This window comes from Rhodanobacteraceae bacterium, assembly GCA_016713135.1.
In the GTDB taxonomy this organism is placed as follows: Bacteria; Pseudomonadota; Gammaproteobacteria; order Xanthomonadales; family SZUA-5; genus JADKFD01.
Genome location: JADJPR010000018.1, coordinates 39,944 through 54,515 on the forward strand (window position 1 = coordinate 39,944; position 14,572 = coordinate 54,515).

Sequence of the window (14,572 nt, forward strand, 5' to 3'; positions counted from 1 at the left end):
GGCCGAGGCAAGCACCCGGGGAACGCGCTGCGCGCGTACGCCCGGGCTACGCGAGTGGTCCGTCGTCGCGGGCGAGGGCACCGGCCAGCGCCTGGGCCGAGGCGCCGCGGGCGACGCGCACATCGGTGTAGCCGAGGTCGGCGGCCATCGCGGCAATGCGCGGGCTGGCGACGACGAGCGGCCGTGCGCGCAGCGGTGTCAGACCGGCACGCACCAGTACCGCGTCCAGCGCCTGGAGCAACAGGCCGCTGCTGGCGCTCAGCACCACAGCCCCCCTTGCCAGTCGGCGCAGGGCCGCAGGCCGCGGCCGCAGCGGAATTCGCCGGTACACCATCAGGGTGCGCACTGCAGCACCGCGGCGGTTGAGTTCGCTGGCGATGCGATCGCGCCCGCCAGGCGCCGCCCAGATGGCGATGCGCTGTCCGGCCACCGATTGCAGTTCGGCTAACCTGAGGATGCCGTCGCTGTCTTCGGCATCGCCCGGCGCGCGCACCACATCGAGGCCGAGGCGCTCCAGCGCGGCGCCGGTCGCCGCACCGACCGCGATGTGCGTCCTGGCCGCCGCCAACTGCGCCGGCGCCAGCGCCGCCGCCGCGGCCACTGCCGCGCGGCTGACGAAGATCTGGATCGATGCGCTGGCGGCCCAGGCAAGGTCCGCCGCCAGCGCGGCCGACGCCGGCGCGCGCCGGGTGGACTGCAGCGGCATGCGGACCGCGTCGATTCCTTGCGCGGCCAGCACCCGCGCGGCCTGGCGCGACTCGCGCCGCGGCCGGGTCAGCAGCACGAGGGGCGCACTCACGCCGCCTCGCTTTCCGCAATGCGCCGGTTGAACACCCATTCGGCCGACAGCACGCCCGGGATGCGCAGCAACAGGTCGGGCAGCGCCGGGTCCGCGCGCAGCCGCCAAGATTCGGGGAATTCCAGGTCGATGCTGGCCGGCCCGCGCCGGTAGCGCAGCCGCAGCGGGGTGCCACCGCCGCGCCAGGGTGCCAACGCCTGCTTGAGGTCGGCGGCGAAGTCGGCGGCCGGGTCGCGCACGCTGATCGAAAGCGCCCGCGCATGGTGCTGGCAGGCGGCGATCAGCGGCCAGGCGCGACGCACGCGCAACTGCGGCCCGCCGTTGAAGTCGTCCCAACTGGCGCTGCCTTCGACGACGATGATCTCGCCGGCCTGGATCAGCCCGCCGAATTCGGCATAGGCCTCGGTGAAGAAGGCCGTCTCGAGCTTCCCGCTGCCGTCCTGCAACTGGGCGAAGGCGATGTTGTCGCCGCGCTTGCGCACCGGGCCGACCATCCCGGCCAAGGTGAGGTTCAACTCGTCCCGACGGCCCTTACGCTCGCGCGGCACGCGCGCGGCGGCCTCCCCGAGCGAGCAGCTGACGATTTCGCGCAGCCAGGGCGCGAGGGCATCCACCGGATGGCCCGACACGTACCAGCCGAGCGTGGCGTATTCCGCCTTCAGCTTGTCGATCAGCGGCTGCTCCGGCAGCCGCGGCATCGGCGGCGGGGGCGCGGCCGCGGCGCTCGACACGCCGAACAGATCGACCTGCCCCGCGGCGCCATCGCGGCTGCGTTGGTCGGCGGCCTTCAGCGCATCCGGCAGCGCGGCCAGCAAGCTGGCGCGGTTGGGCCCCAGCGCATCCAGCGCGCCCGCAAAGATCAGCGCTTCCAGCACGCGCTTGTTGAGCTTGGACAGGTCGACGCGCTGGCAGAAATCGTAGAGGTCGCGATAGGCACCGCCACGTCCGCGTTCCTTCGCGATGGCCTCGGTGGCGGGAAAGCCGACGCCCTTGATTGCGCCGAGGCCATAGCGGATGGTGCGCGGATCGGTCGCACGGAAGTGGTAGACCGAGTGGTTGACGCAGGGCGGCAGCACCGCCACGCCGCGCGCCCGGGAGTCGGCCAGGAACTCGACCACCGCCTCGGTCTTGTCCATGTCCGAGGACAGCGTGGCGGCCAGGAACTCGGCCGGGTAGTGCGCCTTCAGCCAGGCGGTCTGGTAGGCGACCAGCGCATACGCGGCGGCGTGCGACTTGTTGAAGCCGTAGCCGGCGAACTTCTCCATCAGGTCGAAAATCTCGTCGGCCTTGGCCTGGCCGATGCCGTTTTTGGCTGCACCCTCGCGGAAGATGGCACGGTGCTGGACCATCTCCTCGAGCTTCTTCTTGCCCATCGCGCGGCGCAGCAGGTCGGCGCCGCCGAGCGAGTAGCCGCCGACGATCTGCGCCACCTGCATCACCTGCTCCTGGTAGACCATGATGCCGTAGGTCTCTTTCAGGATCGGTTCGACGCGCGGATCGGGGTAGGCGATTTCCTCGCGCCCGTGCTTGCGCGCGCAGAAGCTCGGGATCAGCTCCATCGGCCCCGGGCGGTACAGCGAGACCAGCGCGATCAGGTCCTCGAAGCGGTCGGGCTTGGCGTCCTTGAGCAGCCGCTGCATGCCGGCCGATTCGAACTGGAACACCGCCACGGTGTCGCCGCGCGCGAACATCTGGTAGCTCGGGGCGTCGTCCAGCGGCAAGAGGTCGATGTCCAGCGGCGCCTCGCCCGCGGCGGCGCGGCGCTCGTTGATCGCCTGCACGCACCACTGGATGATGGTCAGCGTGCGCAGGCCGAGGAAGTCGAACTTGACCAGGCCGATAGCCTCGACATCGTCCTTGTCGAACTGGGTGACCGGCAAATCGGTCTCGACGTTCGCCTTGGCTTCGACGTAGAGCGCGGTGAAATCGGTCAGCGCGGTCGGCGCGATGACCACGCCGCCGGCGTGTTTGCCCGCATTGCGCGCCAGGCCTTCCAGCGACAGCGCCAGCTCCAGCACCGGGCGCGCCTCGTCGTCCTCGTTCTCGTAGCGCGCCTTCAGCTCGCTGGAGATGCGGTCCGGCTCCTTCTTCGACTTCTCCGACAGCCCGAGTGCGTCCTCCAGCGTCAGGTCGAGCGGGCGCGCCGGGATCAGCTTGGCGATGCCGTCGACCGCCGGGAACGGCAGCCCGAGCACGCGCCCGCAGTCGCGCACGCAGGCCTTCGCCGCCATTGTGCCGTAGGTGATGATCTGCGCCACCTTGTCGGCGCCGTAGCGCTCGCGCACATAGCGGATCACCGCGTCGCGGCGCTCCATGCAGAAATCGATGTCGAAGTCCGGCATCGACACGCGTTCGGGGTTGAGGAAGCGCTCGAACAGCAAGTCGTAGCGCAGCGGGTCGAGGTCGGTGATGCCGAGCGCATAGGCGACCAGCGAGCCGGCGCCGGAGCCGCGCCCCGGGCCTACCGGGATGCCGTTGCGCTTGGCCCAGCCGATGAAGTCGGCAACGATCAGGAAGTAGCCGGGGAAGCCCATCTTCGCGATCACCGCGGATTCGAGTTCCACCCGGTCGATGTAGGTCTGGCGCGGCTTGGCCAGCGCCCCGGCGCCCTCCAGGCGTGCCAGGCGCACCTCCAGCCCCTCGCGCGCCTCGCGCGCCAGGCGCTCGGCGGCGGTCTCGCCCTCGCGCGTCGGCACTTCGGGCAGGTAGTAGGTGCCGGTCTTCAGCGTCAGGTTCAGCCGCCGCGCGAGGTCTACGCTGTTTTCCAGGGCCTCGGGCAGGTCGGCGAACAGGATTGCCATCTCGGCGGGCGACTTGAGGTACTGCTCCGGGCTGTAGTTGCGCGGCCGGCGGCTGTCGCCCAGGGTGTAGCCTTGGGCGATTGCCACGCGCGCCTCGTGCGCGTCGAAGTCCTCGCGGTCGATGAAGCGCACGTCATTGGTGGCCACCGCCGGACAGCCGGCGTTGGCGGCCAGTTGCGCCGTCGCCAGCGTGAGCACGTCTTCCTGCGGCCGCCCGCAGCGCGATAGCTCCAGGTAATAGGCATCCGGAAACAGCCGCATCCAGCGGCGCAACTGCAGCGCCGCGGTGTCTTCCCGGCCGGCCAGCAGCAGGCGACCGATCTCGCCGTCCATGCCGCCCGACAGCGCCACCAGACCCTGGGTATGACCGGCCAGCCAGTCGCGCTGCAGCACCGGGCGGTCCAGTTGGCGGCCCTCGCTGTAGGCGCGGCTGAGCAGGATGCACAAATTGCGGTAGCCGTCGCGGTCCTGGCACAGCAGCGTCAGCCGCGCCGGTTCCTCGCTCTCCTGCACCCAGACATCGGCGCCTGCGATCGGCTGGATCCCCTTGCCCTCGCATTCCTTGAAGAACTTGAGCAGGGCGAAGACGTTGCCGTCATCGGTCAGCGCCAGCGCCGGCATCCCGCGCTTGGCGCAGGCCTTGACCAGCTCGTCGATGCGCACCGTCGAGTCGGTCAGCGAGTACTCGCTGTGCAGTCGCAGATGGACGAAACGGGCGGTCATCTGCCGGGTCAGGGAGGAAGGCGGGCGGGCTGGTCAGTATAGGGGGCGGCGGGCGTGATCCTTGGGCTGGACCGGGCGTCGAGGCTGGCGACCCTGCAGGCGGCAAAGGCGGGGCAGGGGTCAAGGGGCAGGGGCCGGGAACTTCGGCTCGGCCGGAGTGTGCGCTGGGCCCTGAAACGGAGCAGGGACCGCGAATTGCGGCTAGATCCAACCTTGCGCAGGCCCTCGTCCCCTGTCGCCTGACCCTTGCCCCGCTTTTCCCGCCCTGGACTTCGCAGCCGCATCGCCCATCAAGTGTCCCCTTTTGTCACGTTTCGTCGTAAGGTGGCGGGTGCGGCGCCCATGTTCCGAATCGTTTCAATATCGACAGATCATTCACACGGGCGGGCGTGTCATCCCCGGGGATGAAATGACCGGCTGCCACCGGAGGATGTCCGCTCACTGCCTTTTTCGCCGTTTCTGCGTTTGCTGTAACCGTTCCATTCCCAACGCCAGACAAAAGGAATTCAGCAATGAACACCCCCATGCTCCGCCGTGCGCCGCTGGTTGCCGCCCTGCTTCTCGGCTTGGCCGCGAACTACGCCCATGCCGGCCAGGACTGCGACGATTCACCCGGTTCCGTGACTGGCGTCAGTGCGCCCGGAGTTGAAGCGTTTGCTTGCGGAACCGGCGCCCGCGCCACCGGCGTGCGCTCCTCGGCGTTCGGCACCCGCGCCAATGCCAGCGATGAAGAAACCGTCGCGGTCGGCACGGACAGTGTGGCCTCCGGCTTTCATTCCAGCGCGATCGGCGCGCTCGCCGTCGCCAGTGGCCGTGGTGCCACGGCAACCGGCTGGCAGTCACGCGCCTCCGGTGACCTGTCGACTGCCACCGGCAACAATGCTGTCGCCAGCGGCGCAAACAGCACCGCCAACGGGCGCGCGGCGCAGGCCACCGGCAGCAACAGCACGGCGGTCGGCCAGGATGCGCAGGCGACCAATGTGAACACCACTGCAGTCGGCCAGGGCTCGCGCGCCACCGGTGAGGATGCCACCGCCGTCGGCCAGGGCTCGGTTGCTTCAGGCTTCCATTCCAGCGCCCTCGGCGCACTGGCTGTCGCCAGCGGCCGCGGCGCCACCGCCACCGGCTGGCAGTCACAAGCCACCGGCGATCTGTCGACCGCCACCGGTAACAGCGCGGTCGCCAGCGGCGCCAACAGCACGGCAACCGGCCGTGCGGCCACTGCGAGCGGCGCCAACTCCACGGCGACCGGCCAGGGTGCGTCGGCCACCGGTATCAACGCCACCGCGACCGGCCAGGGTGCCGTTGCCTCGGGCGAAGACGCCACCGCGACCGGCCAGGGCGCTCAGGCGGCCGGATTCCACGCCACCGCCACCGGTGCGCTCTCGAATGCCTCGGGTCGTGGCGCCACTGCCACTGGCTGGCAGGCCGCCGCCACTGGCGATCTCGCCACCGCGACCGGCAACAACGCGGTCGCGAGCGGCGCCAACAGCACCGCGAACGGCCGCGCTGCGACCGCCAGCGGCGCCAACTCGACCGCCCTTGGCCAGGGTGCGACGGCAAGCAGCGTGAACAGTTCTGCGCTCGGCCAGGGCGCCGTGGCCAGCGACGAGGATGCGCTGGCCGCCGGCCAGGGCGCGCAGGCGACCGGCTTCCACTCGACTGCGGTCGGAACCCAGTCCGTCGCTTCGGGCCGCGGCGCCACCGCCAGCGGCTGGCAGGCGCGCGCTACCGGCGAGTTGTCGAATGCCTTCGGTAACTCGGCAGTCGCCAGCGGCGCAAACAGCACGGCGGTTGGCCGCGCGGCGACCGCTTCGGGCGCCAACACGGTCGCGCTCGGCAACGGCGCCAATGCCTCGGCATCCGGCAGCGTCGCGCTCGGCAATGGCTCGGTTGCGGATCGCGCGAACACGGTGTCTGTGGGTTCGGCCGGCGCCGAACGCCAGATCACCAACGTCGCCGCCGGCACGGCGCGCACCGATGCGGTCAACTTCGGCCAGTTCACCGATGGCCTGACCGACTTGCGCACCTATGTGGACCGCCGCTTCTTCGAGCAGGATGAGCGCATCGACAAGCTCGGCGCGATGAACGCCGCGATGAGCACCATGCTGGCGAGCGCCGCCGGCATCCAGAAGGAGAATCGCCTGGCGGCCGGCGTCGGCTTCTCCGGCGGCGAATCGGCCTTCGCGATCGGCTACCAGCGCCAGCTCAGCGAGCGCGCGACCTTCACCCTCGGTGGCTCGTTCACCGACGATGAGAGCAGCGCTGGCCTGGGCTTCGGCTTCGGCTGGTAAACGATAGCCGCAAGAGCAGCACTGAGTCCCGCGACGCGGACTCCAGCGAGAGCCCGCGCATCGCAAGGTGCGCGGGCTTTTTCATGGCGCGGTGCCGCCCGGCGAGGTGGGCGGCGGGCGGCACTCGTTGCTGGTCGACGGCGAGGACGTCGAGCTGTCGAACCATCGCAGCGGCTGGCGCCGCGGACATGCGCTGTACCGCCTGGCGCTGCCCGCGGGCGAAGGCGAGTTCGGCCTCGACGCCGACCTGTCCTTCCTGCGCCAGGACTCGACCAGCGGCCCTTGCAACCTCAGGCCGCCTTCGCGACCGGCTGGGTGGCCGCATCCAGCGCCTGCGCCAGGTCCGCCCACAGGTCCTCGCCGTCCTCGATGCCCGCCGACAGTCGCAGCAGTCCCTCGCTGATGCCGCTGGCCTGGCGGGCGGCGGGATCGACCACGCGGTGGGTCAGCGCCGCCGGACGCTGGATCAGGGTGTCCACCGACCCCAGGCTCACCGCCGGGGTGATCAACTGCAGCCTCTGCAGCAGCGCGTCCGGGTCCACCTCGGGGCGCACTTCAAAGGCCAGCACGCAGCCCGGGCCGTCCATCTGGCGCCGCGCGATCGCCGCCTGCGCACCCTGGTGGCGCGCCGGGTAATGCACCGCGGCGACCGCCGGGTGGCGCGCCAGCCGGGTCGCCAGCAAGGTCGCGTTGTCCTCCGCCGCGAGCACCCGCAGCCGCAGCGTCGCCAGCCCGCGCAGCAGCAGGAAGGCCGCCAGCGGGTGCAGCAGCGCACCGGTCAGGATGCGCACCTGGCGCAGTGCCGCGGCAAACTCCGCATTGCACGCGACCACGCCGGCGATCACATCGCCATGGCCGCCGAGGAACTTGGTTGCGCTGTGCAGCACCATCGCAGCGCCGTGTTCCAGCGGACGCTGCAGCACCGGTGTCGCGAAGGTGGAGTCGACCAGCACCGGCACCTTGCCGGCCTGGCGCACCAAGTCGGCGATGTCGACCAGCTTGAGTGTCGGGTTGGCCGGCGTCTCCACTACCACCAGCGCGGTGTCCGGGCGGATCGCCGCGGCGATCCCGTCGGGCTCGACGAAGCTGACCTCGGTGCCGAGCAGGCCGGTGGCCAGCAGGTGATCGCTGCCGCCGTACAAGGGACGCAGCGCGACCACATGCCGCCCGTGCGTCGCGCGTGCCAGCAGCACCGCGGTCAATGCGGCCATGCCCGAGCTGAAAGCCACTGACTGCTCGGCGCCTTCCAGCGTGGCCAATGCGCGTTCGAAGCGCGCAACGGTGGGATTGTGCAGCCTGGAGTACACGGGGTTCGGCGCTTCGGCCGCGCCCGCGACGAGGGGCGTCGAGACTGGCGCCGGCGAGCGCCGGGTCCGGTGTGGGATAAGTGCTCGACAGGTCGATGGGCGCGACATGCACGCCCATCCGGACCAGGTCCTCGCGCCCGGCGTGGACTGCCTGGGTAGCCATTCGATGTTCCATGACGATCCCTCCCGGATTCGCTGATTCGGAAGGAAGCGTATGCTCTGCGGGTATGGCGCGCACAAGGGCCGAACAATCTTCGGGGATCGTCCGTGAAGATCGAGCTTGACCGAACGGATGTCGAATTGATCAAGCTCCTGCGCAAGCATGCGCGGATGAGCAACAAGGACCTCGCCGAGGCGGTCGGCGTGGCGCCTTCCACGGCCCTGGAAAGGGTGCGCCGGCTGCGCGAAACCGGCGTGATCCGCGGCTATCACGCGGAGTTTGATCCGGATGCGCTGGGCATCGCGCTGCAGGCGATGGTAGCCGTGCGCCTGGCGCGGCATTCGCGCGAGATGGTGGATGCTTTCCACGCGCACCTGCTCGGCCTGCCCGAGGTGCTGGCCTTCTACCACGTGGCCGGTGCCGACGATTTCCTGGTCCACGTGGCGGTTCGCGACAGCCACCACCTGCGTGGCTTCTTGCTGGCCGCGTTCACCCAGCGCGAGGAAGTCGCGCACATCGAAACCCACCTGATCTTCGAGTATCGGCGCAATCCCGAGGTGCCGGTCTACGTGCGGCCGGAGTAGGGCGCGACGAGGGCACGAGGGCACGGCAAGGCGGTTGGATGCGAGCTTGTGATTCGCCGCACCGTCCCGCCCTCTTGCCCTCGCTCCACTTGATCCACCGCAAGATGCACTGCACGCATCGGGGTACGCTGGAACGGCCTGATGGCGCCACTCCGCGGATGCAGAGGCTCCCATGTCCGACTTCGAAATCGTCACCCGCCAGGATTTCTCCGAAGTCACTTACCTGCTGGAGGTCCGCCATCCGCTGATGGCGAAGGCAGCGAAGCCGGGGCAGTTCGTGATCGTCATGGAACACGAGCATGGCGAGCGCATTCCGCTGACCATCGCGGATTTCGACCGCGAGCGCGGCACCATCACGCTGGTGATCCAGGCGGTCGGCAAGACCACCCGCGAGATGCAGCAGAACTGCCGCGTCGGCTCCCACCTTTTCGCGATGGTCGGGCCGATGGGCATTCCAAGTCATCTGGGCAAGGCGAAAAAAGTCATCTGTGTCGGCGGCGGCCTGGGTGTCGCGCCGGTGTTTCCGCAGGCGCGCGCCTACAAGCAGGCGGGTGCCTACGTCATCGGCGTGCTCGGCTTCCGCAACCAGGGACTGATGTTCTGGGAGGACAAGTTCCAGCAGGTTTGCGATGAACTGATCGTCTGTACCGATGACGGTTCAGCCGGCATCAAGGGCCTGGTGACCGAGGGCATCCGCCAGGCAATCGAGAAGCATCCGGACATCGACGAGGTGGTCGCGATCGGGCCGCCGATCATGATGAAGGGCTGTTCCGACGCGACCCGCGCGCACGGCATCAAGACCATGGTCAGTCTCAATCCGGTGATGGTCGACGGCACCGGCATGTGCGGCGGCTGTCGCGTCAAGATCGGCGAGACCATCAAGTTTGCCTGCGTGGACGGGCCCGATTTCGACGGTCACCAGGTCGATTTCGACGACCTGATGAAACGCCTCGGGCGCTACAAGCCGACCGAGAAGGCCGCGCTGGAGGTGTTCAACGACAGCTGCCGCATCCGCAACGCCGCGCCCGTGGCAGGTCCCGCCGCGCCGCACACCCACGAGCACTGATCCGCAGCCTGCCGGAGCCGAGGCCATGGCCAAGAAGAAGACCATCCGCAGCATCCCGCAGGCGCGCACGCCGATGCCCGAACAGGCACCGGAAGTGCGCGTGCACAATTTCGACGAGGTCGCCTGCGGCTACCGGCTTGAGGATGCGCTCACCGAAGCACAGCGCTGCCTCGATTGCGCCGACCAGCCGTGCGTGCGCGGCTGCCCGGTCGGCATCGACATCCCCGGCTTCATCTTGAAGATCGCCGCCAACAACTTTCATGGCGCCTACGACACCATCACCGACACCAACCTGCTGCCCTCGGTGTGCGGCCGCGTGTGCCCGCAGGAGAACCAGTGCGAGGGCGTGTGCACGGTCGGCGAATCGCTGGAGCCGGTGGCGATCGGCCGCCTGGAACGCTTCATCGGCGACATGGCGATCGCCCAAGGTTGGGCCAACATCCCCTACATCGAACACACCCGCTTCAAGGTCGGCATCGTCGGCTCCGGCCCGGCCGGCATGGCCTGCGCGGCCGACATGGCGAAGGCCGGCTGCGACGTCACCGTGTTCGAGGCCTTCCACGAGCCCGGCGGCGTGCTCAAGTACGGCATCCCGGACTTCCGCCTGCCCAACAGCGTGGTCGACGTCGAGATCGAGAAGCTGACCCGGCTGGGCATCAAGTTCGAGTGCAACACGCTGGTCGGACGCCTGTTCACCATCGAGCAGATGCTGACCGAGATGGGCTTCCACGCGGTGTTCGTCGGCACCGGCGCCGGCTACCCGAGCTTCATGGGCATCCCCGGCGAGTCGCTCGGCGGCGTGCTCTCGGCCAACGAATGGCTGACTCGCTGCAATCTGATGCGCGGGCGCGACTTCCCGAACTACGACACGCCGCTGCAACCGGGCAAGCGCGTCGCCGTGATCGGCGCCGGCAACACGGCGATGGACGCGATGCGCGTGGCGCTGCGTGTCGGCGCCGAGAAGGTGCACTGCGTCTACCGCCGCAGCGCCGCCGAGGCCCCGGCGCGCGCCGAGGAGATCCACCACGCGCAGCAGGAAGGCATCGACTTCCAGTGGCTGACCGCGCCGCTGGAACTGATCGGCGACGACGCCAACAACGTGCGTGCGATGCGCTGCATCCGCATGCAACTCGGCGAGCCGGATGCCTCCGGCCGCCGCCGCCCGGAACCGCTGCCGGGCAGCGAATTCGAGCTCGAAACCGACATGGTGGTGTTCGCGATCGGCACCAACGCCAACCCGATCCTCGGCCAGACCTCGGGCCTGAAACTCGACAAGCGCGGCTACATCGCCACTGACGAGAACTTGCAGACCTCGATCGCCGGCGTGTTCGCCGGCGGCGACATCGTCACCGGCGCCGCCACCGTGATCCAGGCCATGGGCGCCGGCCGCAAGGCCGCGCGCGGCATTAAGGCCTGGCTCGGCCTGCGCGACAGCGACTCGGTTTACCAACCCGCCAGCGACGATCCCGCCAGCCGTCTGTTCGGCATCGACCGGCGGGAGAGGAATTACGCGCGGGTGCAGCTGGCGGCCGTTGGATCGTGAACATGCGCTACGAGAAACGCGGGGCAGGGGGCAGGGGGCAGGGGACCGAACTTAACGCATCGCCTGACTTTGATGCGAATTGGGGCTGCCTGGTTTCACTCTTGAAGCGCAAGGCGGCGGCAGAGCCGCACAGCGCCGTTACTCGCGCCCTTCAACGACCCGCTTCAAAGCGCGACCGTGACACGAAGTGGGTCCCCTGCCCCCCGCCCCTTGCCCCGCCTTTGATGTGCGAATCAATGCAGCACCACGCAACCCATCGTGCTTCCCCCATTCGACAGTGTGCCTCGAAGCCATGACCCACTCCGCCACTCTTGCAGCACCTGAAGTCTTCCGGCCCGCGCCGCGGCCGGCGATGCCGATCAGTGAGGCCATTGTCGAGGTGATCAGCGACTCGGGCGAGGGCGCGCAGCGTTGCGGGCAGTCGCTCGGTGCGATTGCCGCGCGCATGGGCAACGGCATCTGGACCACCGAGATCATTCCGGCGGAGATCCAGCCGCCGGCGCGCAGCGTCGCCGGCGCCAGCGGCATCCGCATCCGCATGGGTTCCGGGCGCATCACCAATGGCGGCGACCAGACCGGACTGGTGGTGGCCTTCAACGAGCAAGTGTTGGTGGGGCGGGTGCGGGCTGGCGAGCTCCAGCCTGGCGCCAAGGTCCTGCTGGAAAGCATGTGGAAGACCCACCGTGACCCGGCCGTCGTGGTGTCCTACATGAAGACCGTGGAGGCGCTCCTCAAGGATGGATTCGAGGTCTACGAGATCCCGATGGAGGAACGCTGCCGGGAGCTGGTGGCCGATCCGCGCAAGGGCAAGAACATGTTCGTGCTCGGCATCCTGTGCAATGTCTACGGGCTCGACGATGGGCTGGCGCGCGAGCAGATCGCACGCATCTTCGGCAAGAAGGACGCCAAGGTGGTCGCCAGCAACATCGCGCTGTACGAGGCCGGCGCCGCCTGGGCCGAGGCCAACCTCGATTTCAAGTACTGCATCCCGGCGCAGAAATCCACCGTGCCGCAGATCGTCGTCAACGGCAACACCGCGATCGCGCTCGGCGTCATGGCTTCGGGCATGGACATCTGCGCGATGTACCCGATCACGCCGGCAACCTCGGCCTCGCACTACCTGAGCGAGGTGTTCGAGAAGATCGGCGGCCTGGTGCACCAGGCCGAGGACGAGATCGCCGCGTGCGCCTTCGCGGTCGGGGCGTCCTACGCGGGCAAGTGCGCGGTCACCATCACCTCGGGTCCCGGCTACTCGCTCAAGCAGGAGGTCATCGGCCTGGCGGTGATGGCCGAGATTCCGCTGGTGGTGGTCAACGTGCAGCGCGGCGGGCCGAGCACCGGCCAGCCGACCAAGGTTGAACAGGGCGATGCGCTCGCAGCGATCTTCGGCAGCCACGGCGACGCGCCCAAGGTGGTGATGGCGCCGAACAGCATCGAGGACTGTTTCTACTCGGTGATCACCGCGCGCAAGATAGCCGAGACCTTCGGCATTGTCGTGGTGGTGCTCTCCGACGCCAGCCTGTCGACGGCGCAACAGCCCTTCCCGCGGCCGGTGTTCAATGAGACCTGGCTGGCGCCGCCGGTCGACCTGACGCCGGTACCGCCGGGAAGCAAGGCCTACGACTGGGATCCGGTGACCGGGCTGTCGCGCCGCCTGCAGCCCGGCCGCGCCGGCGGCATGCACACGGTGACCGGCCTCGCGCACGACCGGTTCAGCAAGGTCGCCTACGACCCGGCCATCAACGAGGAAGGCCTGCGCGCGCGCAGCCTGAAGCTCGCGGCGCTGCAAAAGACACTCAAGGCGCCCCCCGTGTTCGGCGGCGACAGCGGCGATTTGTTGCTGATCGGCTGGGGCAGCACGATGGGCGCGATCGAGGAATCGGTCACGCGCCTGCGCGCCGAGGGCCTCGCGGTGTCGTCGATGCACCTGCGCTTCCTGCAGCCGATGCCGTCCGGGATCCGCGAAATCCTGGCGCGCTTCAAGCATGCGATGACCATCGAGGGCAACTGGTCCGACAAGCCCGCCGACGAGCTGATCGACGAGGACAACCGGCGCTACTCGGCGCTGGCGATGCTGCTGCGCTCGCGCTTCCTGGTCGACATCGACTGCTGGAGCGAGGCGCGCGGACAGCCGATCAAGCCCGGCGACATCTGTCGCGTTGCGCGGGAAGCACTCAAGCGTCGTGGAGCCCTGTCATGAGCCAGTCCCTGAGTTCTTGCGTCATCAAGCTGCACCAGGAGCACCACGCGCTGGAGGACTACCAGGGCGGCGTGCCGCGCTGGTGCAACGGCTGCGGCGACAACGCCATCCTCGCGGCGATGCAGCGCCTGTGCGTAGACGAGAACCTGGCGCCGGAGGACACCGTGTTCGTGTCCGGCATCGGCTGCTCCAGCCGCCTGCCGCACTACATGAAGACCTATGGCTTCCACAGCCTGCACGGCCGCGCCTTCCCGGTCGCCGAAGGCATCAAGATGGCGCGGCCGGAGCTGAACGTGTTCGTCAGCACCGGCGACGGCGATTGCTGCAGCATCGGCGCCGCGCACTGGATCCACGCGCTGCGCTACAACATGAACATCACCGTGGTGCTGCACGACAACCACGTCTACGGCCTGACCAAGAAGCAGGCTTCGCCGACCTCGCCGCGCGGCTTCAAGAGCAACACCACGCCGTACGGTGCGACGCTGGAACCGATGAACCCGCTGACCGTGTCGCTCGGCGTGCAGGGTGCCTCGTTCATCGCGCAGGCCGTCGACTGGATACCCGAGGTGCTCTACGACATCCTGCGCGCCGCCTACCTGCACCGTGGCTTCTCCTTCGTGCGCATCATCCAGCGCTGCCCGGAGTTCATGCCCAAGGTGTTCGACCCCTGGCTGCACGATCCGCAGCGCACCATGCTGCTGACCCACAAGAACGGCCTGACGCTGAGCCCGGGCATCGCCAGCGCCTATCGCAACCAGCGCGAACACGACCCGATCGACATCGACCGCGCGCGCGAGATCGCCTCGCTCGACGACCCGATCCCGGTCGGCATCCTCTACCGCAATCCCGACGCGCCCTGTTACGAGGACCTGCGCCACGCCGGCCAGCTGCGCTCGCCCGAATACATCCGCGCCGGCCTCGACCGCGAGCTCGACAAGTACACGGTGTGGCCGGAAGGGCAGGAAGCGTGAAAAGCGGGGCGGGGGGCAGGGGGGGGGGGGCCAGGCGCGCGGCACTGTCGGGCATTGCGTCGGGGTTGGGCTCCATTCGTCGCGATTCACCCAAGTTCGAACAACGCGGTCGATGGCGGGGAGG

Annotated in this window: 8 protein-coding genes and 1 pseudogene; 6 read left to right on the top strand and 3 right to left on the bottom strand. The window is 69.0% G+C overall.

Annotated features, from left to right (window positions below; all coding sequences use genetic code 11):
- Positions 1-46: 46 nt before the first annotated feature.
- Positions 47-799, bottom strand: a complete 753-nt coding sequence (locus IPK27_14575; GenBank protein ID MBK8068798.1) for a uroporphyrinogen-III synthase — start codon at positions 797-799, stop codon at positions 47-49.
- Positions 796-4,323 carry a DNA polymerase III subunit alpha gene (gene dnaE / locus IPK27_14580; GenBank protein ID MBK8068799.1) on the bottom strand — a complete coding sequence of 1,176 codons (3,528 nt, stop codon included), beginning with the start codon at positions 4,321-4,323 and terminating at the stop codon, positions 796-798. The genes IPK27_14575 and dnaE overlap by 4 nt, the downstream gene beginning before the upstream one ends.
- A gap of 512 nt (positions 4,324-4,835) precedes the next feature.
- Between dnaE and IPK27_14585 the strand changes: the two genes are divergently transcribed.
- Positions 4,836-6,617 carry a YadA-like family protein gene (locus tag IPK27_14585; GenBank protein MBK8068800.1) on the top strand — a complete coding sequence of 594 codons (1,782 nt, stop codon included), beginning with the start codon at positions 4,836-4,838 and terminating at the stop codon, positions 6,615-6,617.
- A 290-nt stretch (positions 6,618-6,907) separates the two neighbouring features.
- On the opposite strand, the pseudogene IPK27_14590 reads toward IPK27_14585, so the two are convergent.
- Positions 6,908-8,099: pseudogene (locus IPK27_14590) on the bottom strand (PLP-dependent transferase).
- 98 nt (positions 8,100-8,197) lie between these two features.
- Here IPK27_14590 and IPK27_14595 point away from each other — a divergent pair.
- The 5 genes from IPK27_14595 to IPK27_14615 all read left to right on the top strand — a co-directional run bounded on the left by IPK27_14595 (position 8,198) and on the right by IPK27_14615 (position 14,448).
- Positions 8,198-8,668, top strand: coding sequence for an Lrp/AsnC family transcriptional regulator (locus tag IPK27_14595; protein ID MBK8068801.1), 471 nt, complete (start codon positions 8,198-8,200; stop codon positions 8,666-8,668).
- A gap of 172 nt (positions 8,669-8,840) precedes the next feature.
- Entirely contained in the window at positions 8,841-9,734 is an 894-nt protein-coding gene (locus IPK27_14600; GenBank protein MBK8068802.1) for a sulfide/dihydroorotate dehydrogenase-like FAD/NAD-binding protein, read from the top strand.
- A gap of 25 nt (positions 9,735-9,759) precedes the next feature.
- Positions 9,760-11,277 carry an NADPH-dependent glutamate synthase gene (gltA, locus tag IPK27_14605; protein ID MBK8068803.1) on the top strand — a complete coding sequence of 506 codons (1,518 nt, stop codon included), beginning with the start codon at positions 9,760-9,762 and terminating at the stop codon, positions 11,275-11,277.
- Positions 11,278-11,629: 352 nt separating this feature from the next.
- Positions 11,630-13,477 (top strand): 2-oxoacid:acceptor oxidoreductase family protein, encoded by a 1,848-nt coding sequence (locus tag IPK27_14610; protein ID MBK8068804.1) that lies wholly within the window; start codon positions 11,630-11,632, stop codon positions 13,475-13,477.
- Positions 13,474-14,448, top strand: coding sequence for a 2-oxoglutarate oxidoreductase (locus IPK27_14615; GenBank protein ID MBK8068805.1), 975 nt, complete (start codon positions 13,474-13,476; stop codon positions 14,446-14,448). Before IPK27_14610 ends, IPK27_14615 begins: the two co-directional genes overlap by 4 nt.
- Positions 14,449-14,572: the final 124 nt, after the last annotated feature.